The organism is Sphaerotilus microaerophilus (assembly GCF_023734135.1).
GTDB classification, from domain to species: Bacteria; Pseudomonadota; Gammaproteobacteria; order Burkholderiales; family Burkholderiaceae_C; genus Sphaerotilus; species Sphaerotilus microaerophilus.
Genome location: NZ_AP025730.1, coordinates 2,544,343 through 2,570,752, shown reverse-complemented (window position 1 = coordinate 2,570,752; position 26,410 = coordinate 2,544,343). Strand labels below are relative to the sequence as shown.

Genomic DNA, 26,410 nt, shown 5'->3' with positions numbered 1-26,410 from the left:
CGCCGTGCGCCAGCCGTTTCCCGTTAGGCTTTGCATGATGAAGATGACCCCGAACCTTCTCCGCTCGAACCCCGGCGCACAGGCATGGTCCCTGCGCCAGGCCCTCGCCCTGGTTGCGGCGGGTCTGCTGCTGCACGGCGCCGCCGGGGCCCAGCCGGCCGCACAGCCAGCGGCCCCTGCTGCTGCAGACTCGGCCACCAGCGGCCCCAACCGGAGCATCGTCGGCGGCGTGGCGGATCAGGCCCGTGAAGCCGGGCGCACCATCGGCAGCGAGGCCCGCAAGATCGGCGGCAGCGTGGCGCAGGGTGCGCGCGAGGCCGCATCGGCCGCGTCGGCCGCGGCCAAGCAGGCCTGGGGTGGCGCCAAGGAGGGCGCCCAGCGCGTGGGCTCGGCCGCCAGCGCCGCCGCACGCGAGCTCAAGGGCAGCGGCCCGGCCGCCAGCCAGGCACCGGCACCGGTGGAAAGCCGCTCCACAACCCGCTGAAAAGCCCATCCCACCGGCCTGGCCGCCACCCAAAATGCAAAACGGCCCGGCCGCTTGAAGCGTGCCGGGCCGCTGGGCCGTTGAAACAGCGGGAACTGGATCAGCCGCGCTTGGCCACCAGCGTCAGGATGTCGTAGCTGGCCACCAGCTCGCCGAGCTGGTTGGTGACTTCCACGTCCCAGGCCACCACGCCCTGGCCACGGCCCTGGGCGTCGACCTTCTGGCGGTCGATCTTGCGCTTGGCGGTCAGGCGCGCCTGGATGGTGTCGCCAATGCCCACCGGCTTGACGAAGCGCAGCGTGTCCAGCCCGTAGTTGGCCAGCACCGGCCCCGGTGCTGGACTGACGAACAGCCCCGCCGCCGCCGACAGCACGAAGTAGCCGTGCGCGATGCGCTTGCCGAAGGGCGAGTCCTTGGCCGCCACTTCGTCGAAGTGCATGTAGAAGTAGTCGCCTGAGATGCCACCGAAGGCGACGATGTCCGCCTCGCCCACCGTGCGGCGGTGCGTCAGCAGGCTCTCGCCGATCTGCAGGTCCTCGAAGTGGCGGCGGAAGGGGTGAATCTCGGTCTCGATGCGCTTCGCACCGCGCACGTATTCGCCGGTGACCGCCGCCAGCATCGTCGGCGAGCCCTGGACCGCGCAGCGCTGCAGGTAGTGGTGCACGGCGCGGATGCCGCCCAGCTCCTCGCCCCCGCCCGCGCGGCCCGGGCCACCGTGCTTGAGCAGCGGCAATGGCGAGCCGTGGCCGGTGGACTCGGGCGCGGCCTCGGCATCCAGGATGTGCAGGCGGCCGTGCAGCGCGGCGGCGACCGGGATGACCTTTGCCGCCACCGCCGGATCCTTGGTCACCAGCGTGCCAACCAGGCTGCCCTGCCCCTTCGCGGCCAGCGTCAGCGCTTCGTCCAGGTCCTCGTAGGCCATCAGTGTGCTGACCGGGCCGAAGGCCTCGACCGCGTGCACCGTGTCGTCGCCCAGCGGGTTGCGCGCGCGCAGCAGCATCGGCGCAAGGAAGGCGCCCTCGCCCACCCCCTCGCCCAGCGGCGCGAAGCCGGCGCTGCCGTCGTGCACCACCTCGGCCGCCTCGCGCAGGCGGGCGATCTTTTCGGCCACGTCGGCCACCTGGGCGTGCGAGGCCAGCGCGCCCATGCGCACGCCCTCCACCGCCGGGTCGCCGATCACCGTCTTGGCGAGTCGCGCGCGCAGCGCCTCGGCCACCGCGTCCAGGTGGCGGCGCGGCACGATGGCGCGGCGGATCGCGGTGCACTTCTGGCCGGCCTTGACCGTCATCTCGCGCGCCACCTCCTTGACGAAGAGGTCGAACTCGGCGTCGTCGGGCGTGACCTCCGGCGCCAGGATGGCGCAGTTCAGCGAGTCCGCCTCGGCGTTGAACGGGATGCTGTGGCGCACCACATTCGGGTGCACGCGCAGCTTCGCGGCGGTGTCGGCCGAGCCGGTGAAAGTGACCACGTCACGGCCGTCGAGCCGGTCGAGCAGGTCACCAGTGCCACCGATCACCAACTGCAGCGCGCCGGCGGGCAGGATCCCGCTGGTCTCGATCAGCCGCGCCAGCGCCTCGGTCAGGTAGCTGGTGGCGGTGGCGGGCTTGCCGATGCAGGGCATGCCCGCCAGGAAGCTGGGGGCGAACTTCTCCAGCAGCCCCCAGACGGGGAAGTTGAAGGCGTTGATGTGCACCGCCAGGCCGCCGCGCGGCACCAGGATGTGCGTGCCGCCGAAGCGCCCCGTCTTGCCCAGGTTCAGTGCCGGACCCTCGTGCACCAAGTTGCCGCTGGGCAGCTCGTTGCTGCCGGCGCTGGCGTAGGCGAAGAGCGTGCCGGTACCGCCCTCGATGTCGATCCAGCTGTCCGCACGGGTCGCGCCGGTGTGGGCCGACACGGCGTAGAGCTGCTCCTTGCGCTCGACCAGGTACTTGGCCAGCGCCTTCAGCCGCGCCGCGCGCTGCTGAAAGTCCAGCGCCAGCAGCCCGGGCAGGCCGACCGTGCGGGCGAAGTGCACCGCCTCGCCGAAGTCGATGGCTTCCGCGTGCGTGGCCGCCACCGGCCGGCCGTTCACGGCGCTGCGCAGCGTCTGCGCGGGAGTCGCGCCAAGCCAGCGGCCGGCGATGTGGCTTTGGAGAAGGGTCGTCATGGCGGTGGTGGGTGTGGGGAAATCCCCCCTGCCCCCCTTTTTCAAAGGGGGGAGGAACACGGAGCAAGGGACTGTGTGATTCCCCCTTTTGAAAAAGGGGGGTGAGGGGGGATTTGTTTCTGCCCCCGCAAGGAAACAGAAACAAGAGGGGCAGCCCTTACGGCTGGTACTTCCAGGCCCCACCCTCGATCTTCACCATCACCCGTGCCCGCTGGTCCAGCCCCAGGTGGTCACCGGCGGACATGTTGAAGATGCCGTGCGCGCCGGGCAGCTCCTTGACCTGCTCCAGCGCGTCGCGCAGCGCAGCGCGGAAGGCCGGCGTACCGGGCTGGGCCTTCTTCAGCGCCACCGGCACCGCGGCGGTCATCAGCAGGCCGGCGTCCCAGGCGTGGGCGCCAAAGGTGCTGACGCTGCCCTTGCCGTAGGCGGCCTCGTACTTCTGGACGTAGTTCTGCGCACTCTTCTTCAGCGGGTGGTTGGCCGGCAGCTGGTCGGCCACCAGCACCGGGCCGGCGGGCAGGTAAGTGCCCTCCACGGCCTTGCCGCCCACGCGCAGGAAGTCGTTGTTCGCCACGCCATGGGTCTGGTACATCTTGCCCTTGTAGCCCCGTTCGGACAGCGCGTTGGCCGGCAGCGCCGCCGGCGTGCCGGATCCGGCCACCAGCACCGCGTCCGGCTGCGCGCCGACCAGCTTGAGCACCTGCGCGGTCACGGAGGTGTCGTTGCGCGCGTAGCGCTCGTTGGCGACGATCTGGATGCCCTTGAGCGCCGCGGCCTTGCTGAACTCGCCGTACCAGCCCTCGCCATAGGCGTCGGCAAAGCCGATGAAGCCGACCTTCTTGACGCCGTTGTCGGCCATGTGGCTGACGATGGCCAGCGACATCATGATGTCGTTCTGCGGCGTCTTGAAGACCCAGCGCTTCTTGGCATCCTGCGGCTCGACGATGCGCGCCGACGCAGCCATCGAGATCATCGGCACCTGCGCTTCGGAGACGGCGTCGATCATCGCCAGCGAGTTCGGCGTGGTGGTGGAGCCCAGGATCACGTCGACCTTGTCCTCGGTGATGAGGCGGCGGGTGTTGCCCACCGCCTTGGTGGTGTCCGACGCATCGTCCAGCACGACGTAGTTCACCTTCTGCCCGCCGATGGTGGTGGGCATCAGCGCGATGGTGTTCTTCTCCGGGATGCCCAGCGAGGCGGCCGGGCCGGTGGCCGAGACGGTCACGCCCACGGTGATGTCGGCCAGGGCGGCGCCGCTGGCGGCAATCAGAGCGGCGCCGGCGATCAGGGTGCGGGTCCAGTTGGTAAAGGTCTTGGTCTTCATTGGGTTGTCTCCTTCAGGGGGTCGTCTCAGGGGTCGGAAAGATGGCAGGGGTCGCGGGGGAAAAACTCGGCGTCGGGTGCGGCACGCGGACGGCCTGCAGGCCGCCGAAGAACAGGTCGGCCACCACCGGTGCCATGTCGGCGTGGCTGAGCGCGCCCTCGGGCTTGAGCCAGGTGAACATCCAGTTGATCATCCCGAACAGCAGCATCGTCAGCGGCTTGTGCAGGGTGGCGAAGTCCTCGCCGGGCCGCACGGCGGCCAGCGCACGGGCGAAGGCGGCCACCACGCGACGCTCGCCCTCGCGCACGCGTTCACGGTCGGCCTCGGGCAGGAACTTCTCGTCCTCGGTCAGCACGCGGTGCTGATTCTGCGAGTCGGCGTAGGCCTCGACGAAGCGCAGGATCAGCGCGCGCAGCCGCGGCTCGGGCGGCAGGCCCTCGGCCTCCACGCTGTCGACCAGGCGCTGCAGCCGCTCGATGTGCGCCAGGCAGATCTGCACCAGCAGCGCCTGCTTGTCGCGCACGTAGTGGTACAGCGCCGGCTTGCTGACGCCACAGGCCGCGGCCACCTCGTTCATCGAGGTACCGGTGTAGCTGCGCTGGGCGAACAGCGCCGCCGCCTGCGCGAGGATGGCCTCGCGCTGGTCGTCGTAGCCGGCCGAACGTCCGCGTGCCATGGCGTCGGAATCCCGGTCAGCGGTCGTCGAAGCTGAGCAAGACCCGCTCGGTGAGCGGATGCGCCTGGCAGGTCAGCACGAAGCCGGCCGCCAGGTCCGCTGCTTCGAGCGAGAAGTTGCGGTCCATGCGCACCTGGCCTTCCAGCACGCGGCAGCGGCAGGTGGCGCACACGCCACTCTTGCAGGAATACGGCGCCTCCAGCCCCGCGGCGGCGATCGCGTCGAGGATGCTCGCATCGCCGTTGCGGTAGGGCACTTCGCGCTGCAGGCCGTCGCGCATCACCACGATGGTGGCCTGCGGCGCGTCGCCTGGCTTGGCCTCGTGCTTGAGCGCATCGGTGGCGTTGGGCAGCGGTGCACCGAAGCGCTCGATGTGGATGCGCTCGGCCGGCACACCGGCGGTGCGCAGCGCGGCCTCGGCCTCGTCGTTCATCTGGTAGGGGCCGCAGACGAAGGCGTGGTCGATTGACGCCGCATCGATCAGGCCGCCCAGGAACTCACCAATCTTCTCCCGGTTCATCACGCCGGACTGCAGCGGCACGTCGGTGAACTCGTCGGAGAAGACGTGGTGCAAGGTCAACCGCGTCATGTAGCGGTTCTTCAGGTCCTCCAGCTCCTCCTTGAACATCGTGGAGGCCTGGCGGCGGTTGCCGTAGATCAGCGTGAAGCGGCTGCCGGGCTCACGCGCCAGCACCGTCTTCATGATCGAGAGGATCGGCGTGATGCCGCTGCCGCCCGCCAGCCCCAGGTAGTGGCGGCGGCTGTCGGCCTCGACGGGCACGAAGAAGCGGCCCTGCGGCGGCATCACCTCGATCGTGTCGCCGGCCTTCAGCTCGCGCTGCACCCAGTTGGAGAAGCGCCCACCGGCCACGCGGCGCACGCCCACGCGCAGCGTGGCGTCGTCCACGCCGGCGCAGATCGAGTAGCTGCGGCGCAGCTCCTCGCCGCCCAGCGTCTGGCGCAGCGTCAGGTACTGGCCCTGGGTGTAGGCAAAGGTCTCGCGCAGCTCGCTCGGGCAGTTGAAGGTCACGATCACCGCCTCGTCGGTGTCGGGCTGCACCGAGGCCACACGCAGCGGATGGAAACTCAGGCGGGTCATCTGGAAAGTCCGTTGGCGTCGACCGGTCAGATCGGCTTGAAGTGTTCAAAAGGCTCGCGGCAGGCGCGGCAGCGGTACAGGGCCTTGCAGGCGGTGGAGCCGAAGGCGGAGAGGCGCTCGGTGTCCGGGCTGTCGCATCGCGGGCAGGTCACCGAAGCGGCCCGGGGCATGAAGCGGATCACGGACTCACCACCGCCGTGCACTTCGGCAGGTCCCGGTGGGGCGATGCCGTACTCGCGCAGCTTGCGCCGGCCCTCGGCGCTGATCCAGTCGGTGGTCCAGGCCGGGGCGCGCTGCGTCAGCACCCGCACCGGGCCGGGCACGGCGGCCTCGACCGCGGCGCGCGCCTGCTGCTCGATCAGCTCGGTGGCCGGGCAGCCGGAGTAGGTCGGCGTGAGGACGATTTCCACCGCGCCGTCGGGGGCCAGCCGGGCCTCGCGGGCGATGCCCAGCTCGACCAGCGAGACCACCGGCACCTCCGGATCCATCACCGTGGCGAGCGCAGCCCAGGCCAGCGCGGCGCGGTCGGCATCAGTCTCAGCGGGTGCGGCAGCGATGCGCTGGCTCACCACACGCCCCCGGGATAGGCGCGCTGCAGCGACTGCATCTCGGCCAGCAGGAAGCCCATGTGCTCGCTGTGCACACCCTGACGGCCGGTGCTGCGGAAGGGGGTCGCCTTGGGCGTCGTCAGCCCGGCGGTGGTGAAGACCTGGTTGATCTCCGCGTCCCAGGCCGCACGCAGATCGGCCATGCGCGGGCCGAGGCCGGCTGCCGCCGCAGCGGCGTCGACCGCGTCGGACTCAAACAGCTCGGCCACGTAGGGCCACTGGCGCTGCAGCGCGTCGCGCAGGCGGCGGGCGGATTCCTCGGTGCCGTCGCCCAGGCGGACCACCCAGTCGGCCGAGTGCTGCTGGTGGTAGCGCGCCTCCTTGAGCGACTTGGCGGCGATGGCGGCCAGCTCGGCGTCGGCCGTGCCGCCGGGCGCGCTCAGCGCCTCCCACACCTGCTTGAGCAGCGTGGCCACCAGCAGGTTGCGCAGCACGGTGCCGGCAAAGTCCTCCGCCGGGCCGCTGATGCCGCGGCGCAGCGGCAACTCGACCAGGGTCGGGTTGCGGTAGTCACGCTCCTCGCGCAGGAAGGCGTAGGTGTCCTCGTCGCGCGTCACGCCGGTCAGCCGCTGCTCGACCGTGGCGGCGTGGCTGTAGAGCGCGCGGGACTGGCCGATCAGGTCCAGCGAGAGGTTGGTCAGCGCGATGTCCTCTTCCAGGATCGGCGCGTGGCCGCACCACTCGGCCAGGCGCTGGGCGTGGATCAGGCAGGTGTCGGCCAGGCGCAGCAAGTACTGCAGCTGCGGGTCGGGGCTGACGGTGATGGACGGTGTGGTCATGCTGATCGACCGGTCACATGTGATCGACAGAGTCCGGCAGCTTGTAGAAGCTCGGGTGCCGGTAGACCTTGTCCTCCGCCGGGTCGAAGTACATGTCCTTGTCGCCCGGGTCGCTGGCAACGATGTGCTCGGAGCGCACCACCCAGACGCTGGTGCCTTCCTGGCGGCGGGTGTAGACGTCGCGCGCCAGCTGGACGGCCATGGCCGAGTCGGGGGCGTGCAGGCTGCCGCAGTGCTTGTGGTCCAGGCCGGCCTTGCTGCGCACGAAGACTTCCCAGAGGGGCCATTCGTTGCGGGGCGGTGTGGTGTCGCGGTGGGTGCTGTCGTTGCTCATGGAGATTCGTCTCGTCTTGCGTTTCAGGCGGCGGCCTGCCGGGCGCGCTGCGCCTGTTTTTCAGCATGGGCCAGCGCGGCCTCGCGCACCCAGGCGCCATCGTCCCAGGCCTTCACGCGCATGCCCAGGCGCTCGCGATTGCAGGGGCCTTCGCCGCCCACCACGCGCCAGAACTCGTCCCAGTCGATGCTGCCGAAGTCGAAGTGCTGGCGCTCTTCGTTCCACTTCAGGTCCGGATCGGGCATCGTCACGCCCAGCACCTTGGCCTGCTCGACCGTGGCGTCGACGAACTTCTGCCGCAGGTCGTCGTTGCTGATGCGCTTGATGCCCCAGCGCATGCTCTGCGCGCTGTGGGTGGATTCGCCATCCGGCGGGCCGAACATCATCAGGCTGGGCCACCACCAGCGGTTCACCGCGTCCTGCACCATCGCGCGCTGGGCGTCGGTGCCGTTCTGCATCATCACCAGCAGGCTGTCGTAGCCCTGGCGCTGGTGGAAACTCTCCTCGCGGCAGATGCGGATCATCGCCCGCGCGTAGGGCGCGTAGCTGCAGCGGCACAGCGGCACCTGGTTCATGATGGCCGCGCCGTCCACCAGCCAGCCGATCACGCCCACGTCGGCCCAGGTCAGGGTCGGGTAGTTGAAGATCGAGCTGTACTTGGCCTTGCCGCTGTGCAGCGCGCCGAGCAGCTCGTCGCGGCTGGTGCCCAGCGTCTCGGCGGCGGCGTAGAGGTACAGGCCGTGGCCACCCTCGTCCTGGATCTTGGCCAGCAGGATCGCCTTGCGCTTGAGCGTGGGTGCGCGCGACACCCAGTTGCCCTCGGGCAGCATGCCGACGATCTCCGAGTGCGCGTGCTGGCTGATCTGCCGCACCAGCGTCCGGCGGTAGTCATCGGGCATCCAGTCCTTGGCCTCGATGAAGCCGCCGTCGTCGATGCGCGCGTCGAAGCGCTGTTGCAGGGGCTCTTCCAGCCGCAGCTCCTCGGCAGAGCGCAGCGGCTTCGCGGCCGGAGCGCCCTCCTTGGCCATCACATCCAGGGCTTGCGTGTACATGGTCTTGCTTTCCTCTCGAAGGGTCGCCCGTGCTGTCAGCGGCGGTCGATGACGCGGCGGGCCTTGCCGGTCAGGGTGCGCTCGATCGCCTCGGGCGCGCACACCTCGACCTTGCTGCTGACGCCGCACAGCGTCTTGATGCGGTGTTCCAGCGTGCCGGCGATCTCGGCCAGATCGGCGTGCACGTGCTGGGGCAGCAGCTCGCAGCGCACCTTCAGCTTGTCGAGGTGGCCGTTGCGGGTGACCACCAGCTGGTACTGGCCCGACAGCTGGCCGTGGCCGAGCACGATCTCCTCGATCTGCGTCGGGAAGAGGTTCACGCCGCGGATGATCAGCATGTCGTCGCTGCGGCCGACGATCTTGCCCATGCGGCGCATGCTGCGTGCCGTCGGCGGCAGCAGGCGCGTGAGGTCGCGGGTGCGGTAGCGGATCACCGGCAGCGCCTCCTTGGTCAGCGTGGTGAAGACCAGTTCGCCCTCGCTGCCCTCGGGCAGCACCTCGCCGGTCAGCGGGTCGATGATCTCGGGGTAGAAGTGGTCCTCCCAGATCACCGGGCCGTCCTTGGTCTCGATGCACTCATTGGCCACGCCCGGGCCCATCACCTCGGACAGGCCGTAGATGTCCACCGCATCGATGCCGGCGTCGCGCTCGATCTCGCGGCGCATGGCCTCGGTCCAGGGCTCGGCACCGAAGATGCCGACCTTCAGCGAACAGGCCGCCGGGTCCATCCCCTGCCGCCGCATCTCCTCGATGATCACCTGCATGTAGCTGGGGGTGACCATGATGATGTCCGGCTTGAAGTCGGTGATCAGCTGCACCTGCTTCTCGGTCTGGCCGCCCGACATCGGGATCACGGTGCAACCCAGCCGCTCGGCGCCGTAGTGCGCGCCCAGGCCACCGGTGAACAGGCCGTAGCCATAGGCCACATGCACGATGTCGCCCGGCCGGCCGCCCGCCGCACGGATCGAGCGCGCCACCAGGTCGGCCCAGTGGTCGATGTCGTTGCGGGTGTAGCCCACCACCGTAGGCTTGCCCGTGGTGCCCGACGAGGCATGGACTCGCGCCACCCGCTCGCGCGGCACCGCGAACAGGCCGAAGGGGTAGTTGTCGCGCAGCGTCGCCTTGCTGGTGAAGGGAAACTTGGCCAGGTCCGCCAGCGTCTTCAGGTCGCTGGGGTGCACGCCCTTCTCGTCGAAGGAGCTGCGGTAGTGCGGCACGTTGTCGTAGGCGTGCTGCAGCGACCATTTCAAGCGCTGCAATTGCAGCGCCTGCAGCTCGTCGCGGCTGGCGGTTTCGATGGGCTCCAGGTCTCCGGGCGCGGGGCGCTTGACGGGCATGGGCTTGTCTCCTCGATGCGGTGGATGGTCTGCGCGTCGGGCTGCCGGCTTCGGCCGGTCGGTGCGGGCGCGTGAAAAGTCGATGGCGGCGTCAGCTGGCGCTCTGGGGCGCCACGGTCGGCCGCCCCTTCATGCGGTAGGAGCGGCCGCGGAACACCGCGATGCGCTCACCGCGCTGATTGGTGACGCGGATGTCGTAGACACCGGTGCGGCCGGCCTGATGCACCTCCTCGGCCACCGCGGTGAGCACGTCGCCCTCGCGGGAGGCGGCAAAGAGGTCGACGTCGAAGCCCGAGGCCACCGTCATCTCGTTGTACGAGTTGCAGCTGTAGGCAAAGGCCGTGTCCGCCAGCGTGGCCACCAAGCCGCCGTGGCAGATCGCAAAGCCGTTGACCATGTCGCGGCGCACCGTCATCACCGCCATGGCCCGGCCGGGGCCGATGTCGGTGATCTGGATGCCGAGCGCGCGCACCGCGTGGTCCTGGGCGTACATGCCATCGCGGACGAATTCCGCGGTCTGCTGGGGGGTCATCGTCATGGTGAGTGATGAGATCGGATCAACGATCGGTGAAGGTTGGCACGCGCTTGGCAAAGAAGGCGGTCACCCCCTCCGCATAGTCGCCCGCATGGCCCAGCTCGGACTGCAGCCGACCCTCGTTGACCAGCGCCTCGTCGTAGCCCATGCCTGCGGCGGCGTCGAAGGCGCGGCGGGTCTCGACCAGCGCCCGCGCCGGCATGGCGGCCAGCCGCGCGGCCAGCGCCGCCACCGTGGCGCCCAGTTCAGCGTCGTCGACGCACTGCCAGATCAGACCCCAGGCCGCCGCCTGCTCGGCGCCCAGCTTGTCGCCGAGCATCGCCAGGCCCATGGCCCGTTGGCGGCCGACCAGGCGCGGCAGCCACCAGGTGCCGCCGCAGTCGGGCACCAGCGCGATCTTCGAGAAGGCCTGGATGAAGCTGGCCGAGCGCGCCGCCACCGTCAGGTCGCAGCCCAGCGCGAAGTTGGCGCCCGCCCCGGCCGCCACGCCGTTGACCGCCGCGATCACGGGCACCGGCATCGTCTGCACGCGCAGCGCCAGCGGGCGGTAGCAGGCCTCGATCAGGTCGCCGATGTCCGGCTGCTCGGCGGGCGGCAGCATCTGCCCGTCGACCATCTTCGGCGCGATGGCCGGGTCGCTCAGGTCCTGCCCGGCGCAAAAGCCCCGGCCCGCGCCGGTGATGACCACGCAGCGCACGCTGGCGTCATCGGCCGCCGCGTTCAGCGCTGCCAGCAGCTCGGCGTGCATCGAGGTGGTGAAGCTGTTGAGCGCCTTGGGGCGGTTCAGCGTCAGCGTGCGCACCGCAGCGTCTTGCTGGATCAGGACCTGGGGCTCTGGCTGGCTCATCGTCACACTGTCTCCTGGGTTCAAAACATTCTTGACCGACCGGTAAGTAAATCGTAGCCTCCAACTTGATCCACCGCAATCCGATTGGCCTCGGGATTGACCCTGAGAACCCCTCAGCGCGGAAGACTGATCCAACGCAAAGACATCACGGCCAGAGTTTGCTAAGGCCACCCACCAAGGAGACCCCATGCCCTGCTACGCCATCGACGGCGTGATCCCCGTCGTCGACCCCACGGCCTACGTTCACCCCAGCGCAGTGCTGATCGGCGACGTCATCGTCGGCCCCGGCGCCTACATCGGCCCGCTGGCCAGCCTGCGCGGTGACTTCGGCCGCATCGTCATCGAGGAAGGTGCCAATCTGCAGGACACCTGCGTGATGCACGGCTTCCCGGGCACCGACACCGTCGTCGAGGTCAACGGCCACATCGGCCACGGCGCGGTGCTGCACGGCTGCGTGGTGCGGCGCGACGCGCTGGTGGGCATGAACGCGGTGGTGATGGACGAGGCCGAGATCGGCGAGAAGAGCATCGTCGCCGCCTGCGCCTTCGTGCGCGCAGGACTGAAGATCCCGCCGGCCAAGCTGGTGGCCGGTGTGCCCGCCAAGGTGGTGCGCGACCTAAGCGACGACGAGATCGCCTGGAAGCGCGCCGGCACCGGCACCTACCAGGAGCTGACGCGGCGCAGCCTGGCCTCGCTGGTCGAGGTGGCACCGCTGGCAGCGGTCGAGGCCGACCGCCCACGCATCCCGGCCTCGGACGTCAAGCCGCTGATCGCCGCCAAGCGCGGCGACTGACGCGGCCAGCCGGCACGTCAGCGCGCCGACGCTTCTTCTTCGAGCGCCAGCGCCACCCCGCGGTCCGTCACCCGGATCGCGCCGGGGTGCAGGCCGCGGCTGCGCACCTGCCTGAGCTCGTCGTCGGACACCTTGCGCACCACCGCCCCTTCAAGCAGCTGCTCGGCCAGCCAGCCGCCCCATTGGTTGACCGTGCCCGCCAGCACACGGGGCAGCCCATCGATGGACGCACTGTCGGCCCGCACGCCGGTCAGCACCACGCTCTGCCGGCCGGCGTCGTAGCGCAGCCCGGTGGTGAAGCCCAGGCCGCCGTCCATCTGCCGGCGCAGCACGGTGTCCTGCAGCCCCAGGTCCAGCGCGATGGCGACGCGGTTGTCCGCCGGCAGCAGCTTCAGCCGCGGGCGCGCCAGCTTCAGGTCGAAGATCTGCATCACCCGCTGCTCGGCCGGAAAGCGCGAGGCCAGCGCACTGAGCAACTCCGCCTCGCTGAGGCCAATCTCGCGCGGGTAGAGCGCCGCGCAACCGGCCAGCGGCGCGAGCACGAGCAAGCCAGCCCGGCCGAGCCATTGCCGGCGGCCAACACCTCCGCCTGCAACGGACCTGCTGGGATGGGCGGACTTCGGACTGTCGAACATGAGGGCTCCGGTGGGCAACGGGAGGCGGATTCTTGCATCAGGGACTTAATCTCACATCATTAGGCAATACTCAAGACCTGACCCCGTACCCAGAGACCTAACCCCCAGGACCCTTGACCTCCAGCTCCCCTCTGTATCAAACGACTGGGCGGTCTACGGCCAGTCGAATCCACGGCATTGGAATACGAGACAGAAAAGTAGCGGCATGGCAATGACCAAGAAAGGGATTGCAACACCAACTGCGAGCGCCACCGCTGCCAATGAAGCACGACTCTTAAAACTCTTCGCCCCAAAGGCAGCAAAGACGAGCGCAGCAAGGACGCAGATGCTCATGAAGACCAGCAGTTCATAGCCGGCCAGCGGGGCACCGTTCGAAGTAAATCTGCTGTTGAACAGCACGAACCAAACAGCGACTGCACTGAAGGCAAGGCTGGCTGCGCTAGCGATAAGACGGCTCTGAATTTCCATGGCAAGAAGGGTCACAAGAAGGGTCAGGTCTTGTCTTTTGCCAACATCATCCACCCGAACCGACAGAAGTGTCAAGCGCCGATGCCTTGACCACCCGATCAGCTCACCACTACATTACTGACCAGTCAGTCACTTATTTTCTGCCAGATCGGGGCGGTTCGCCGCAGCGGTACTGGCCTTGCTGCCGTGTCCCCCGTTCTCGACGACCCCACCCCACCCGGCAGCACTGCCGCGCCCGCACACCAACGCCGCAAGGCCGAACGTCCGCAGGAGCTGCTCGATGCGGCGCTGGCGCTGTTCGTCGAGAAGGGCTTCGCTGCCACCCGGGCCGAGGAGGTTGCGCGGCGCGCCGGTGTGTCCAAGGGCACGCTCTATCTCTACTTCGAGAGCAAGGAAGAGCTGCTCAAGGCGGTGATCCGCGAGCGCCTGTCCAGCCGCATCGCCGCCGCGGCCGACTTCGTGGCCAGCCACGAGGGCTCCTGCGCCGACCTGCTGCGCAACGTGCTGACGCTGTGGTGGAGCGATGTGCTGCGCAGCGACGCCTCCGGGGTGTTCAAGCTGGTCATCGCCGAGGTGCGCAACTTCCCGGAGATCGCGGAGTTCTATTTCCGCGAGGTGGTCGACCCGGGGCAGCGGCTGCTGGGCGCGATCATTGAGCGTGGCATCGCCATGGGCGAATTTCGCCCGCTGCCGGTGGAGATGGTGGTGCATTCGCTGGTGCTGCCGATGGTGATGCTGTGCGTGCACAAGCACTCGCTCGGCGTGTGCCACCCCTCCGAGGCCCTCGGCGATCCGCAGCACTTCATCCAGCAGCACATGGAACTGCTGCTGCATGGCCTGACGCTGCCGGGTGGCGACCCAGGCAGCTCGGGCAGCCCCGGCACCGGCACGACTTCCGTTGCACCTGAAAGCCGCCCCACATGACGCGACGCACCGGCCTGCTCCTCTTCGCCGTCCTGGTGGCCTTGCTCGCGGGCGCCTTCGCCTGGCGCCAGGTGCCCTCGCGCCGGGCCGCCACGGTGGCGGCGAGCGCGCCCGCCGCCTCGGCAGGCTCGGCCGCCGCGGTGCTGGAGCTGGCACCGGGCGATCTGGTCGAGGTGCGTGGGCGACCGCTCACGCGCGCGGTCACGTTCACCGGCAGCCTGAAGCCGGTGCAGAGCGCCGTCCTGAAGGCCAAGGTGGCCGGCGAGCTGTTGGCGCTGACGCCGCGCGAGGGCGACAGCGTGCGCGCCGGGGAGCTGGTCGGCCGCATCGACCCCACCGAGTTCGACTGGCGGCTCAAGCAGGCCGAGCAGCAGGTGGCCGCCGCGCGGGCCCAGCGGGACATCACGCTGCGCCAGTTGCAGAACAACCGGGCGCTGGTGGAACAGGGCTTCATCTCGCCCACCGCGCTGGACACCGCGCTGGCCAATGACAACGCCGCGCAGGCCAACCTCGCGGCGGTGCAGGCCGCGGTGGAACTGGCCCGCAAGGCGCAGGCCGATGCCCTGCTGCGTGCCCCGATCAGCGGCCAGGTGGCCCAGCGCCTGGCGCAGCCGGGCGAGCGCGTGGCGGTGGATGCGCGCCTGCTGGAGATCGTCGACCTCTCGCGCCTCGAACTGGAAGCCGCCCTGCCGCCCGACGAGGCCGCCGTGCTGGCACCGGGCGCCAGCGCACGCCTGTGGGTGGAGGGCCGCGCCGAGCCCGTCGCCGCCACCGTGGTCCGGATCAACCCCAGCGCCCAGGCGGGCACGCGCGCCGTGCTGGCCTACCTGGGGCTGCGCGGGGCGCCGGGCCTGCGCGCCGGCCTGTTCGCGCGCGGGGAGATTGCACTCGCCCGCGCCGCGGCAGCCTCCGTGCCCAGCGTGCCGGTGTCGGCGGTGCGGGTGGATGCCTCGCGGCCCTACGTGATCGCCTTCGAGAACGGCCGGGTGCAGCATCGGCGGGTGCTGCTGGGTGCGCGTGGCACGGCCGACGAGCCCGGCGCCACCGAGCCCTACGTCGAGTTGCGCGAGGGCATTGCAGCCGGCACGCCGGTGCTGCGCGGCAGCCTCGGGCTGGTGGCCGATGGGGCGGCAGCCCGGCTGGCGGCGATGGCTGTGCCCAGAGCACTGGCGGCATCGGCCGCGTCACGCTGACCCCGGCAGCACAGCGCCATGTGGTTCACCCGCCTCTCGATCGCCAACCCGGTGCTGGCCACGATGGTCATGGCCGCGCTGCTGGTGCTGGGCCTGTTCTCCTACCAGGGGCTGAAGGTCGACCAGTTCCCGGACATCGAATTCCCGATCGTGGTGGTGTCGGTGGAGTACCCCGGCGCCTCGGCCGAGGTGGTGGAGACCGAGGTCACCCGCAAGGTCGAGGAGGCCGTCAACGCCATCGACGGCATCAACCAGCTCTATTCGCGCAGCTACTCGGGCACCTCGGTGGTGATCGTGCAGTTCGAACTGTCGATCGACGGGCGGCGTGCCGCCGAGGACGTGCGCGAGAAGGTCGCCATCCTGGAAGCGAGCCTGCGCGAGGAGGTCAAGAAGCCCAAGGTGCAGCGCTTCGACCCCGCTTCGCGGCCGATCTGGTCGGTGGCGCTGAGCTCGCCGGATGGCCGCATCGACGCGGTGCAGCTCTCCACCTGGGCCGACCAGGTGCTGCGCAAGCGGCTGGAGAACGTGCGCGGCGTCGGCTCGGTGGCGCTGGTCGGGGCGATCAAGCGCGAGATCAACCTCTACCTCAACCCGGCGGCGATGGAGGCGCTGGGCGTCAGTGCCGAGCAGGTGATGGCCGCCGTGCGAACGGAGAACCAGGAGCTGCCCGCCGGCGCGCTCCGCTCGCTGGAGCGTGAACGCGTCGTCCAGGTGCAGGGCCGCGTCGGGCGGCCGGAGGACTTCGAGCGCCTCGTGGTCGCAAAGCGCAACGGCACGCTGATCCGCCTCGGCGAGGTCGCCCGCGTGGCCGACGGGCCGGAGGAGGCGGAGTCGCTGGCGCTCTACAACGGCCAGCGCACGCTGGCGCTGGACGTGCTGAAGGCGCAGGGCGAGAACACCATCGCGGTGGTGGACAGCCTGAACGCCGCGGTGGCACAGCTGCGCGAGAAGGGCGAGCTGCCTGCCGGCGCCACGCTGGAGCTGGTGCGCGACAACGCGCGGCCGATCCGCGTGGCGGTCACCAACGTGCGCCAGACGCTCTTCGAGGGCGCGTTGCTCACCATCGGCATCGTCTTCCTCTTCCTCAACTCCTGGCGCTCCACCGTCATCACCGGGCTGACGCTGCCGATCGCGCTGATCGGCACCTTCTTCGTGATGCAGCTCTACGGCTTCTCGATCAACATGATCACGCTGATGGCGCTGAGCCTGTGCGTGGGGCTGCTGATCGACGACGCCATTGTGGTGCGCGAGAACATCGTGCGCCACGTCCAGATGGGCAAGGACGCGCGCCGCGCTGCGCTGGACGGCACCGCGGAGATCGGCCTGGCGGTGCTGGCCACCACGCTGTCGATCGTCGCGGTGTTCCTGCCCATCGGCTTCATGGGCGGCATCATCGGGCGTTTCTTCCACCAGTTCGGCATCACCATCGTCGCGGCGGTGCTGATCTCGATGTTCGTCAGCTTCACCCTGGACCCGATGCTCAGCTCGGTCTGGCACGACCCGGCGATACACGCCGATGGGGCGACCTTCGAGCCCAAGACGCTGTACGACCGCACGCTGGGGCGCGTCACCCACGCGGTGGACCGCTTCTCGCACGCGCTGGGGCGGCTGTACGAGCGGGCGCTCGCCTGGTCACTGCGCCACAAGCTGGCCACCGTGGCGATCGCCGGCCTGACCTTCGTGGCGTCGATCGGCCTGCTGCGCGTGCTGGGCAGCGAGTTCGTGCCCAAGGCGGACTTCTCCGAGACGACCATCGCCTTCCACACGCCAGTCGGTTCGTCGCTGGAAGTCACCGAGGCCAAGGTGCGCCAGGTGGATGCCATCGTGCGCGAGCGGCCGGAGGTGCGCTACACGCTCACGACCATCAACACCGGCCAGGCGCAGGGCAAGATCTACGCGGTGATGTACGTGCGGCTGGTGGACCGCAAGGACCGCGCCCTCAATCAGGATCAGCTCACCGGCCCGCTGCGTGAGCGGCTGGCGCGCATCCCGGGCATCACGGTGACGCATGTCGGCCAGCTCGACCCGGTAGGGGGCAACAAGCCGCTGCAGTTTTCCATCCAGGGCAGCAACCTGCAGGAACTCCGCCAGCAGTCCGAGCATCTGCGCAGCCAGCTGCTGGCCATCCCCGGGCTGGTGGACCTGGACAGCAGCGCCAAACCGGACCAACCCACCGTCGCGGTGGACGTGAAACGCGATGCCGCCGCCGACCTGGGCCTGTCGGTGGGCGCGGTCACGAACAGCCTGCGCGCGCTGGTGGCCGGCCAGACGATCGGCAACTGGCGCGCCAGCGACGACCTGAACGTCGACGTGAAGGTGCGCCTGGCCCCCGAAGCGCGCGACGACCCCGCCGACCTGGCCCGGCTCAGCCTGGCGGTGGGCACCGCGGCCGACGGCACGCCCCGGCTGGTGCGCCTGGGCCAAGTGGCCGAGCTGCGCGAGGCCACCACCGCCAACCAGATCAACCGCCGCGACCTGGCGCGCGAGGTGGAATTCACCGCCAACGTGTATGGCCGCTCGCTGGGCGAGGTGTCGGCGGACATCCGCCGCGTGCTGGACCAGCACGCCTTCCCGACCGGCATGCGCTGGCGCTTTGGCGGCTCGACCAAGGACATGGCGGAGAGCTTCGCCTACGCCATTTCGGCGCTGGCGATGGGGGTGATCTTCATCTACATGATCCTGGCGTCGCAGTTCCGCAGCTTCATCCAGCCCATCGCGCTGATGAGCTCGCTGCCGCTCACGCTGATCGGCGTGGTGGTCATGCTGCTGGCCTTCGGCTCGACGATGAACCTGTTCTCCATCATCGGCATCGTGATGCTGATGGGCCTGGTGACGAAGAACGCCATCTTGCTGATCGACTTTGCCATCCGTGCGCGCGCCGGCGAGGTGCACACCGAGGCGCATCCATGCGGTCTGCCCGGCACGCCCGGGCGCCCGCTGGAGCGCGACGAAGCGCTGCTGCTGGCCGCCCGGGTGCGGCTGCGCCCGATCCTGATGACCACGCTGGCGATGATCTTCGGCATGCTGCCGCTGGCGCTGGCGATCTCCGAGGGCTCCGAGCAGCGCGCCCCGATGGGCCAGGCGGTGATCGGCGGCGTGATCACCTCCTCGGTGCTGACGCTGGTGGTGGTGCCCGTGATCTACTGCTGGCTCGATGACCTGTCGCAATGGCTGAGGCGCCGCCGCGGCGCCAGCGCAAGCCCAACGCAGGGTTTGCCCTCCTAGAATGGAGGGTTTGGCAAGCTCTCTGTCCTGCCCGCCCCAGGAAACCAAGGAATCCAAGGAACCGCGATGAACGTCGAACAGGCCCGCTTCAACATGATCGAGCAGCAGATCCGCCCGTGGAACGTGCTGGATCCCGCCGTGCTGTCTCTGCTGGGCGCCGTCAAGCGCGAGGACTTCGTGCCGGTGGCCCACCGCTCGCTGGCCTTCATGGACATCGAGATCCCGCTGGCCGATGGCCAGGTGATGCTCGCCCCGCGCCTGGAGGCCCGCCTGCTGCAGGAACTGGCCCTGCACCGCAACGAGAAGGTGCTGGAGATCGGCACCGGTTCGGGCTTCATGGCCGCGCTGCTGGCGCACAAGTCCCAGCAGGTGCTGAGCTACGAGATCCGCCCGGCCCTGGCCGCGATGGCGCGCGAGAACCTGCGCCACGCCATGGTGATGAACGCCGAGGTGCGCCAGGGTGACGGTATTGCGGGCGATGCCGGCCGCGGCCCGTGGGACGCCATCGTCCTGTCCGGCTCGGTGGCCCAGGTGCCGCAGGCCCTGCTCGACCAGCTCAAGGTGGGCGGCCGTCTGGTCGCCGTCGTCGGCAGCGAACCGATGATGCTGGCCCAGCGCATCACCCGCACGGGCGAACGCGACTTCCGCACCGAGGTGCTGTTCGACACCGTCGCGCCGCGCCTGGATGGCTTCGGCGAGCCCTCCACCTTTTCCTTCTGACCCGGGCCGGGCATGCAGCGACTGTCCGTGCAGGATCTCCCGGCCGAGCTGGCGCGGCTTGCCACCACGGGGCCGGCGCCGCTGCTGCTCGACGTGCGCGAGCCCTGGGAAACGGCGCTCGCCCGCCTGGAACTGCCGCACGCAGCGCTGAAGTGCCTGCCCATGCGGGAGATCCCGTCGCGGCTGGCGGAACTCGATCCGCAGCGGCCCATCCTGTGCCTGTGTCACCACGGCATGCGCAGCCTGCAGGTCGCCATGTTCCTCGAATCGCATGGATACCCCCATGCGTATAACATCGAAGGCGGTATCGACGCTTGGTCGCGCGATGTCGATCCCGCGGTGCCGCGCTACTGAGCGCGCCGCCCGGTCCCCTTTTCCGTCCCTGGTCCTGGAAGGATGCGTTGCACATGAAGCCCCACCAATCGACCCACCGACCCACGAAGGTCGCCCTGACGGCCCTCGCCCTGGCCGTTACCGGGCTGTGCGGCTTGGCCGCGCCCGCCCAGGCGCAGAGCCTCAAGGACCTGTTCGAGGCGGCCCGCGGCTATGACGCCACCTTCCTGGCCGCACGCGCCCAGGCCGAATCCGCCCAGTACAAGGCCGCCCAGGCCGATGCCCTGAACCTGCCCTCGGTCGGCCTGCAGGCCGACCTCAAGCGCAATGGCTACGACACCCCGCTGGGCGGCAACAAGAGCGCCCGCGTGGCCTCGCTGGGCGTGAGCGCCACCCAGCCGCTCTACAACGCCACCAATGGCGCCAACATCGACAAGGCAAGGCGCAGCCTCGACGTGGCCGCTGCCGATCTCCAGGCCGCCGAGCAGGATCTGATCGTGCGCCTCGCCCAGGCCTATTTCGACGTGCTGGCGGCCCAGGACACGCTCGCCACCGCGCAGGCCAACAAGAAGGGCATCAGCGAACAGCTGGCTTCGGCCAAGCGCAACTTCGAGGTCGGCACCGCCACCATCACCGACACCCGCGAAGCGCAGGCCAAGTTCGACCTGTCCACCGCCCAGGTGCTGGCCGCCGAGAACGACCTGCGCAGCAAGCGCGTCGCGCTCGACCAGCTCGTCGGTGGCAGCGGTGTCACGCCCTTCAGCCTGAAGAAGGTGTCGCCACTGCCCATCGCGGCGGGCGGGGGGATGGACGACTGGGTGACCAAGGTCGACAGCTCCCCGACCGTACGCAAGGCCCAGGCCGGTCTGGACATCGCCAAGATGGAGGTGCGCCGTGCTGAAGCCGGGCACCGGCCCACGGTCGACCTGACTGGCAGCCTCGGCATGGCCAACAACCGGGGCTCATACGCCCCGTCGATGGGTGGCGAAGGCACCGCCAATACCAACTCGATCGGCGTGACGTTGAAGATGCCGCTGTACGCCGGTGGCGCGATCCAGAACCAGGTGCGCGAAGCCCTGAAGCTGGAAGACAAGGCCCGCAACGACCTCGAAGGCGCAAGGCGCAGCCTGTCACAGGCGACCCGCCAGGCCTTCCTGGGGGTCGAGTCCGGGCGCTCCCGCGTCGCAGCGCTGGAAGCGGCCGAGTCCTCCAGCAAGCTCGCACTGGAGGCCACGCAGCTGGGCTACAAGGTCGGTGTGCGCGTGAACCTGGACGTGCTCAATGCCCAGACCCAGCTGTTCTCGACCCAGGCCGACCTGGCCAAGGCCCGCTACGACCTGCTGGTGACCAGCCTGAAGCTGCGCCAGGCGGCAGGCACCCTGGGTGCGGCCGACATCGACCCGGTCAACGTGCTGCTGCAGCCCTGATCTGATCGCCCGGGCCAGCAGCTCCCGCCTGGCGCGGGAGCCTTGGCGCGCTCAGTGGCGTGACTGCCAGACCGCGCGCAGCGCCGCCGCCGTGCGCATCGCCGCACCCTGGTGCGCCCGCGAGAAGTGCAGGCAGGCAGCGGCGCGCTCGGCCAGCGCCGTGTCGTCGCCGGCCATCTGCCCGGCCATCGCCACCGCCTCAGCCAGGTCGGCAGCGCGCAGGGCGGCGCCCTGCTCGGCCGCCAGCTCGGCCGCCTGGGCGAAGTTGAAGGTGTGCGGCCCCATCACCAGGGGGCAGCCGCAGGCCGCCGCCTCGATGAGGTTCTGGCCGCCCAGCGGGGCAAAACTGCCGCCCAGCAGCGCCACGTCGGCCAGCGCGTAATACGCCGGCATCTCGCGCAGCGAATCACCCAGCCAGACATCGGCATGCAAAGCGCCAGCGGGTGGCAGGTCGTCCACCCACTGGCTGCGGCGCGACAGCTCCAGGCCGGTCCGCAGGACCAGTTGCGCCACCTCGTCGAAACGCTGCGGGTGCCGCGGCACGATCAGCAGCAGCGGCCAGGCGGTCGTGTCACGCTGGGGCAGCGACAGCAGCCAGCGCCGCCAGGCATCGAGCAGCCACTCGTCCTCGCCTTCGCGCCACACCGCCGCCAGCACCACCCGGCGGGACCGGCTGCCACCCTGGACCAGGGGCAGCGCATCGCGCCAACGCCGCCCGCGCTCCAGCAGGGCCGGGTCGGGCAGCAGGTCGAACTTCAGGTTGCCGCAGACCTGCACCGGCCGGGCGCCGGCCGCGACCAGGCGGTGGGCATCCTCGGGCGTCTGCGCCAACGTGAGCGAGAGGCTGCGCGCCGCCGGCCGCAGCAGCCGGTCGAAGCGCAGCGACTTGGCCAGGCTGCGCTCGGACAGGCGGGCATTGGCCAGCACCACCGGCACGCCCGCATCGGCGGCGGCGTGCAGCAGGTTCGGCCAGACCTCGGTTTCCAGCAGCACCCCGAGCGCCGGCTGGTGCCGGCGCACGAAGCGCCGCGTCGCACCTGGCAGGTCCAGCGGCAGCCAGCGCTGCACATCCCCCTCGCGCAGCAACGCCGCGCCAGTCTCCCGGCCCGTGGCGGTGCCGTGGGTCAACAGCAGCCGCACGTCCGGCCAAGTCAGCCGCAGCGCCTGGATCAGAGGCTCCGCGGCGCGGGTTTCGCCCAGCGAGACCGCATGGATCCACACCGCGCCAGGCCGAGCCGGCGCGCCGAACCCGAAACGCTCGCCCAGCCACCGACCGTAGAGTGGCTCGCGCCGTGCGCGCCAGAGGTAGCGCAGCAGCAGCAGCGGTGTCAGCAGCTGCATCAGCACGCCGTACAGGCGCAGCACCACCGCTTCCCGCCAGCGTGTCATGCCCGCCCCCTCATCTGGCCGAGCCTGCCTGCGGGCCGATCCAGCACCACGCGCACCACCTGGCTGACGCCGTCAATGCGCCGCCGCCTGCACCTGCGCACCAGGCATCACCTCACGCAGCGCCGCCATGAAGTCGCGCTCGATGCGCTCCAGCGCCTCGGGCGTGTGCCCCTCGAAACGCAGCACCAGCACCGGCGTGGTGTTGGAGGCGCGGATCAGGCCGAAGCCATCGGGATAGTCGCCACGCAGGCCATCGATCGTGCCGATCTCGGCGCCCGGGAAACGCGCCCGAGCAATCAGCTGTTCAACGATGGCGTGCTGGTTGCCCTCGGGCACCGCCACGTTCAGCTCCGGGGTGGAATAACTGGTCGGCAGGGCGTTGAGCACCGCGCTCGGGTCGGCCTCGCGCGAGAGGATTTCCAGCAGCCGGCCCGCGGTGTACATCGCATCGTCAAAGCCATACCAGCGCTCGCCGAAGAAGATGTGGCCGCTCATCTCCCCAGCGATCGGCGCGCCGGTTTCCTTGAGCTTGGCCTTGACCAGCGAGTGCCCCGTTTTCCACATCAGCGGCACGCCACCCGCTTCACGGATGCCGGCGGACAGGCGCTGGGAGCACTTGACGTCGAAGATGATGGTGCCGCCCGGATGCCGACCGAGGATGTCGCGTGCGAACAGGAGCATCTGCCGGTCCGGGAAGATGATCTGCCCGTCGCGGGTCACCAGCCCTAGGCGGTCGCCGTCGCCGTCGAAGGCCAGGCCCAGCTCGGCCTCAGTGGCCTTCACGACCTTGATCAGGTCGGCCAGGTTCTCCAGCTTGGAAGGGTCGGGGTGGTGGTTGGGGAAGTCGCCATCAACGCGGCTGTACAGGTCGATCACCTCGCAGCCCAGGGCACGCAGGATGCCCGGCGCCGAGGCGCCCGGGATGCCATTGCCCGAATCGATCACGATCTTCATCGGCCGGCTGAGCCTGCAATCGCCGGTGACGCGCAGGCTGTACTCCGGCAGGACGTCCAATGCCGTGATGCCACCGTCCGCAGCACTCACATAGTCTTCGGCCTCCATGCGCTGGCGCAACCGCTGGATCGCCTCACCATGGATGGCCACGCCGGCCAGCACCATCTTGAAGCCGTTGTAGTCCTTCGGGTTGTGGCTGCCGGTGACCTGGATGCCGCTGCGGCAGCCCTGCTCGCCCCGCGTGGCAGCGACGTAATACAGCATCGGCGTGGTCACGGCGCCCAGGTCGATCACGTCCAGCCCGGTGGACGCCAGGCCGCGCATCAGGGCCTGAACCAGGCCAGGCCCGGAGAGGCGCCCGTCACGGCCGACGGCCACGGCGCGCTCGCCGCAGGCCACGGCCTCGCTGCCAAAGGCACGGCCGAGGTGCTCGGCGAAAACCTCATCGATGGCCTGGCCGACGATGCCGCGGATGTCATAGGCCTTGAAGGCGGACGCTTGAACTTGCATGGTGTATGGGCAACCCTGGGTGGCAAAACCGGCAGCATTGTAGGGAGTCTCGCCCCCGTTTCAGCCTGGCCTCTCAGCCGCCCCACCCAACCCGGTGAAGTTCACGGTGGACGGCAAATCGCGCCAGCCCGCCCCGTCGACCGAGGCGCACCATATGACGCCGCCACATCGTGGCCGGCAGCGATCGCTGCCATGCCAATCCTGGCTGGCAAGGCGCGAAACACGGCCTGACCTGTGCCAGGAGCCTCGCAGGCCGACGGATCGAACCCGGAAAACAAAATGGGCTGCAACGTAAGTTGCAACCCATTTGAAAATTGGCGGAGTGGACGGGACTCGAACCCGCGACCCCCGGCGTGACAGGCCGGTATTCTAACCAACTGAACTACCACTCCACGTTGGTGATGAATCTGCAGCAGCGCTCTTGCACTGCCCGCCAAGTCTCATCCAAACTTGGCGACCCCTAGGGGATTCGAACCCCTGTTACAACCGTGAAAGGGTCGTGTCCTAGGCCTCTAGACGAAGGGGTCAGGAACTTTTCAATGCCGCAACAGACGCTTCGCTGGTGGAGGTAAGCGGGATCGAACCGCTGACCTCTTGCATGCCATGCAAGCGCTCTCCCAGCTGAGCTATACCCCCAAGAGCAGTCGCCGACTTCATCGACACCTGCCGCCTTAGGCGAAACGCCCGTTGCTCAAACTCTCAAACAAAATGGGCTGCAACATCGAAATCGCAGCCCACCATATTGTGGCGGAGTGGACGGGACTCGAACCCGCGACCCCCGGCGTGACAGGCCGGTATTCTAACCAACTGAACTACCACTCCGCGTTGGTGATGAATCTGCAACAGCGCTCTTGCACTGCCCGCCAAGTCTCATCCAAACTTGGCGACCCCTAGGGGATTCGAACCCCTGTTACAACCGTGAAAGGGTCGTGTCCTAGGCCTCTAGACGAAGGGGTCAGGAACTTGTTGACTTGAATGCCGAAACGCTTCGATGGTGGAGGTAAGCGGGATCGAACCGCTGACCTCTTGCATGCCATGCAAGCGCTCTCCCAGCTGAGCTATACCCCCTTGCGGACCACATTCACGACACAAGGCCGCGTCAGCAATCTGCTTGGCGTCGATTTGCTTCGTCGTTCAAGCGAGAAAGAGATTATGGCTTAGCTTCCTGCACTATGCAAGCGTTGCTCGACGATTTTTTTATCGAACAACGCGAGCACCGCGTCCACCGACGGCGTCTGAGCGCGGCCGCACACAAGCAGCCGCACCGGGATCGCCAATTGGGGCATCTTCAGGCCATGGGCCGCGATGGTCTCCTTGATCGCACCCTGGATCGCCGATGCCGTCCATTCGGACAAGGCTGCCAGCTTGGCGCGCAGGGTCGGCAGCGCCGCCTTCACCGCCTCCGTCAGGTGTGTGGCCAGATCCGCCTCGGCCGGCGCCACCGGGGTGAAGTACATGGACAGCCAGTCGGCCAGTTCGACCGTGGTGCTGCAGCGGTCCTTGAACAGGGCGCACATCGCCGCCAGGCGCGGGTCGGCCGCCACTGCGAGTCCCCGCCGAGCGAACTGCTCAGCCACCAGGCCCGCCAGCCGATCGTTGTCACAGAGCTTCATATGCTGGGCGTTCACCCAGCGCAGCTTGGTCTCGTCGAACTGGCCCGCGCTGCGGCCCAGGTGGTCGAGGTCGAACCAGGCAATGAGCTGCTCGCGGCTGAAAATCTCGTCGTCGCCATGGCTCCAGCCCAGCCGTGCGAGGTAGTTCACCACCGCATCGGCCAGGAAGCCCTCGTCGCGATACTGCGTCACCGGCTTGGCGCCGTGGCGCTTGCTCATCTTCTCGCCCTGCTCGTTCAGCACGGTCGGCAGGTGGGCATAGACCGGCGGCTCATGCCCCAGCGCGCGGAAGACGTGGATCTGCCGCGGCGTGTTGTTGACGTGGTCATCGCCACGGATCACGTGCGTGATCGCCATGTCGATGTCGTCGACCACGACGCAGAAGTTGTAGGTTGGCGTGCCATCCGGGCGGGCGATCACCAGGTCGTCCAGCTCGTCGTTGCTGATCTCGATGCGCCCCTTGACCTTGTCCTCCCAGACCACCGAGCCACCCTGCGGCGTCTTGAAGCGCAGCACCGGCTGCACCCCCTCGGGCACCGGCGGCAGCACCTTGCCGGGCTCGGGGCGCCAGGTGCCGTCGTAGCGCGGCTTCTCCTTGTTGGCCATCTGGCGCTCACGCAGGGCGTCCAGCTCGGTGGTGCTCATGTAGCAGCGGTAGACCAGGCCCTGCTCCAGCATCTGCGCCAGCACCGCCTTGTAGCGGTCCATGCGCTGCATCTGGTAGAACGGCCCTTCATCGTGGCCCAGGCCGAGCCACTGCATGCTCTCCAGGATCACATCCACCGCCGCCTGCGAGGAGCGCTCCAGGTCGGTGTCCTCGATGCGCAGCACGAAGGTGCCCCCCTGCGAGCGCGCGAAGGCCCAGGGGTACAGCGCCGAGCGGATGTTGCCCAGGTGGATGAAGCCCGTCGGCGACGGGGCGAAGCGGGTGCGGACGGCGCGCGCAGCGGCGCCGCTCGGAACGGTGGTGCTCATGGGTCGGACAGGGATGTGTCGGTTCGGTGA

At 69.2% G+C, this 26,410-nt stretch carries 24 protein-coding genes and 6 tRNA genes; 8 read left to right on the top strand and 22 right to left on the bottom strand.

The window, feature by feature from the left end; genetic code table 11:
• Positions 1 to 43 precede the first annotated feature (43 nt).
• Positions 44 to 484 carry a hypothetical protein gene (locus NGK70_RS11205; protein ID WP_251973293.1) on the top strand — a complete coding sequence of 147 codons (441 nt, stop codon included), beginning with the start codon at positions 44 to 46 and terminating at the stop codon, positions 482 to 484.
• Between the two features lie 100 nt (positions 485 to 584).
• On the opposite strand, the gene paaZ is transcribed toward NGK70_RS11205, so the two are convergent.
• From paaZ to NGK70_RS11150, 11 genes are all read right to left on the bottom strand, one after another.
• Positions 585 to 2,630 carry a phenylacetic acid degradation bifunctional protein PaaZ gene (gene paaZ / locus NGK70_RS11200; RefSeq protein ID WP_251973292.1) on the bottom strand — a complete coding sequence of 682 codons (2,046 nt, stop codon included), beginning with the start codon at positions 2,628 to 2,630 and terminating at the stop codon, positions 585 to 587.
• A 157-nt stretch (positions 2,631 to 2,787) separates the two neighbouring features.
• The gene (locus tag NGK70_RS11195; protein ID WP_251973291.1) at positions 2,788 to 3,954 is read right to left on the bottom strand and encodes an ABC transporter substrate-binding protein; all 1,167 of its coding nucleotides are present in this window, start codon (positions 3,952 to 3,954) and stop codon (positions 2,788 to 2,790) included.
• A gap of 13 nt (positions 3,955 to 3,967) precedes the next feature.
• The gene (locus NGK70_RS11190) at positions 3,968 to 4,630 is read right to left on the bottom strand and encodes a TetR/AcrR family transcriptional regulator (protein ID WP_251973290.1); all 663 of its coding nucleotides are present in this window, start codon (positions 4,628 to 4,630) and stop codon (positions 3,968 to 3,970) included.
• 16 nt (positions 4,631 to 4,646) lie between these two features.
• A complete protein-coding gene (paaE, locus tag NGK70_RS11185) occupies positions 4,647 to 5,729 on the bottom strand; it encodes a 1,2-phenylacetyl-CoA epoxidase subunit PaaE (RefSeq protein WP_251973289.1) in 1,083 nt (360 codons plus the stop codon).
• Positions 5,730 to 5,755: 26 nt separating this feature from the next.
• Positions 5,756 to 6,301 carry a 1,2-phenylacetyl-CoA epoxidase subunit PaaD gene (gene paaD, locus NGK70_RS11180; protein WP_428985589.1) on the bottom strand — a complete coding sequence of 182 codons (546 nt, stop codon included), beginning with the start codon at positions 6,299 to 6,301 and terminating at the stop codon, positions 5,756 to 5,758.
• Positions 6,295 to 7,116 (bottom strand): 1,2-phenylacetyl-CoA epoxidase subunit PaaC, encoded by an 822-nt coding sequence (paaC, locus tag NGK70_RS11175; RefSeq protein ID WP_251973288.1) that lies wholly within the window; start codon positions 7,114 to 7,116, stop codon positions 6,295 to 6,297. The genes paaD and paaC overlap by 7 nt, the downstream gene beginning before the upstream one ends.
• Positions 7,117 to 7,129: 13 nt before the next feature.
• Positions 7,130 to 7,450, bottom strand: coding sequence for a 1,2-phenylacetyl-CoA epoxidase subunit PaaB (gene paaB, locus NGK70_RS11170; RefSeq protein ID WP_251973287.1), 321 nt, complete (start codon positions 7,448 to 7,450; stop codon positions 7,130 to 7,132).
• Between the two features lie 23 nt (positions 7,451 to 7,473).
• Positions 7,474 to 8,502 (bottom strand): 1,2-phenylacetyl-CoA epoxidase subunit PaaA, encoded by a 1,029-nt coding sequence (gene paaA / locus NGK70_RS11165; protein ID WP_251973286.1) that lies wholly within the window; start codon positions 8,500 to 8,502, stop codon positions 7,474 to 7,476.
• A 35-nt stretch (positions 8,503 to 8,537) separates the two neighbouring features.
• On the bottom strand, positions 8,538 to 9,839 hold the full coding sequence (gene paaK, locus NGK70_RS11160) for a phenylacetate--CoA ligase PaaK (RefSeq protein ID WP_251973285.1): 1,302 nt from the start codon (positions 9,837 to 9,839) through the stop codon (positions 8,538 to 8,540).
• 91 nt (positions 9,840 to 9,930) lie between these two features.
• Positions 9,931 to 10,377, bottom strand: a complete 447-nt coding sequence (gene paaI, locus NGK70_RS11155) for a hydroxyphenylacetyl-CoA thioesterase PaaI (RefSeq protein ID WP_428985588.1) — start codon at positions 10,375 to 10,377, stop codon at positions 9,931 to 9,933.
• Positions 10,378 to 10,396: 19 nt separating this feature from the next.
• Positions 10,397 to 11,221, bottom strand: a complete 825-nt coding sequence (locus NGK70_RS11150; protein WP_251973284.1) for an enoyl-CoA hydratase-related protein — start codon at positions 11,219 to 11,221, stop codon at positions 10,397 to 10,399.
• Between the two features lie 187 nt (positions 11,222 to 11,408).
• On the opposite strand from NGK70_RS11150, the gene paaY reads away from it, so the two are divergent.
• Positions 11,409 to 12,014 (top strand): phenylacetic acid degradation protein PaaY, encoded by a 606-nt coding sequence (gene paaY / locus NGK70_RS11145; RefSeq protein ID WP_251973283.1) that lies wholly within the window; start codon positions 11,409 to 11,411, stop codon positions 12,012 to 12,014.
• A gap of 17 nt (positions 12,015 to 12,031) precedes the next feature.
• Here the strand turns inward: paaY and NGK70_RS11140 are convergent, their stop codons facing one another.
• Together NGK70_RS11140 and NGK70_RS11135 are read right to left on the bottom strand one after the other, a co-directional pair.
• The gene (locus NGK70_RS11140) at positions 12,032 to 12,556 is read right to left on the bottom strand and encodes a DUF1439 domain-containing protein (protein ID WP_251973282.1); all 525 of its coding nucleotides are present in this window, start codon (positions 12,554 to 12,556) and stop codon (positions 12,032 to 12,034) included.
• 246 nt (positions 12,557 to 12,802) lie between these two features.
• Positions 12,803 to 13,192 carry a hypothetical protein gene (locus NGK70_RS11135; protein ID WP_251973281.1) on the bottom strand — a complete coding sequence of 130 codons (390 nt, stop codon included), beginning with the start codon at positions 13,190 to 13,192 and terminating at the stop codon, positions 12,803 to 12,805.
• Positions 13,193 to 13,303: 111 nt separating this feature from the next.
• Here NGK70_RS11135 and NGK70_RS11130 point away from each other — a divergent pair, with 111 nt between their 5' ends.
• The 6 genes from NGK70_RS11130 (at position 13,304) to NGK70_RS11105 (ending at position 20,939) form a co-directional block, all read left to right on the top strand.
• A complete protein-coding gene (locus NGK70_RS11130) occupies positions 13,304 to 14,041 on the top strand; it encodes a TetR/AcrR family transcriptional regulator (protein WP_251973280.1) in 738 nt (245 codons plus the stop codon).
• Positions 14,038 to 15,234: an efflux RND transporter periplasmic adaptor subunit gene (locus tag NGK70_RS11125; protein WP_251973279.1), complete on the top strand. Its 1,197-nt coding sequence runs from the start codon at positions 14,038 to 14,040 to the stop codon at positions 15,232 to 15,234. Before NGK70_RS11130 ends, NGK70_RS11125 begins: the two co-directional genes overlap by 4 nt.
• Positions 15,235 to 15,252: 18 nt before the next feature.
• Entirely contained in the window at positions 15,253 to 18,459 is a 3,207-nt protein-coding gene (locus NGK70_RS11120) for an efflux RND transporter permease subunit (protein ID WP_251973278.1), read from the top strand.
• 66 nt (positions 18,460 to 18,525) lie between these two features.
• Positions 18,526 to 19,179, top strand: a complete 654-nt coding sequence (locus NGK70_RS11115; protein WP_251973277.1) for a protein-L-isoaspartate O-methyltransferase family protein — start codon at positions 18,526 to 18,528, stop codon at positions 19,177 to 19,179.
• A gap of 12 nt (positions 19,180 to 19,191) precedes the next feature.
• Positions 19,192 to 19,533 carry a rhodanese-like domain-containing protein gene (locus NGK70_RS11110; protein WP_251973276.1) on the top strand — a complete coding sequence of 114 codons (342 nt, stop codon included), beginning with the start codon at positions 19,192 to 19,194 and terminating at the stop codon, positions 19,531 to 19,533.
• Positions 19,534 to 19,586: 53 nt separating this feature from the next.
• Positions 19,587 to 20,939: a TolC family outer membrane protein gene (locus NGK70_RS11105; protein WP_251973275.1), complete on the top strand. Its 1,353-nt coding sequence runs from the start codon at positions 19,587 to 19,589 to the stop codon at positions 20,937 to 20,939.
• A gap of 51 nt (positions 20,940 to 20,990) precedes the next feature.
• On the opposite strand, the gene NGK70_RS11100 is transcribed toward NGK70_RS11105, so the two are convergent.
• From NGK70_RS11100 to gltX, 9 genes are all read right to left on the bottom strand, one after another.
• Positions 20,991 to 22,328: a 3-deoxy-D-manno-octulosonic acid transferase gene (locus NGK70_RS11100; protein ID WP_251973274.1), complete on the bottom strand. Its 1,338-nt coding sequence runs from the start codon at positions 22,326 to 22,328 to the stop codon at positions 20,991 to 20,993.
• Positions 22,329 to 22,400: 72 nt separating this feature from the next.
• A complete protein-coding gene (locus tag NGK70_RS11095; RefSeq protein WP_251973273.1) occupies positions 22,401 to 23,792 on the bottom strand; it encodes a phosphomannomutase/phosphoglucomutase in 1,392 nt (463 codons plus the stop codon).
• A 315-nt stretch (positions 23,793 to 24,107) separates the two neighbouring features.
• A tRNA-Asp gene (locus NGK70_RS11090) sits at positions 24,108 to 24,184 on the bottom strand.
• A gap of 59 nt (positions 24,185 to 24,243) precedes the next feature.
• Positions 24,244 to 24,319, bottom strand: a tRNA-Glu gene (locus tag NGK70_RS11085).
• Between the two features lie 33 nt (positions 24,320 to 24,352).
• Positions 24,353 to 24,428: transfer RNA gene (locus tag NGK70_RS11080), tRNA-Ala, on the bottom strand.
• Between the two features lie 109 nt (positions 24,429 to 24,537).
• Positions 24,538 to 24,614 (bottom strand) — tRNA-Asp (locus NGK70_RS11075).
• 59 nt (positions 24,615 to 24,673) lie between these two features.
• Positions 24,674 to 24,749: transfer RNA gene (locus NGK70_RS11070), tRNA-Glu, on the bottom strand.
• Between the two features lie 35 nt (positions 24,750 to 24,784).
• Positions 24,785 to 24,860 (bottom strand) — tRNA-Ala (locus tag NGK70_RS11065).
• Positions 24,861 to 24,949: 89 nt separating this feature from the next.
• Positions 24,950 to 26,380: a glutamate--tRNA ligase gene (gene gltX, locus NGK70_RS11060; protein ID WP_251973272.1), complete on the bottom strand. Its 1,431-nt coding sequence runs from the start codon at positions 26,378 to 26,380 to the stop codon at positions 24,950 to 24,952.
• Between the last annotated feature and the right edge of the window lie 30 nt (positions 26,381 to 26,410).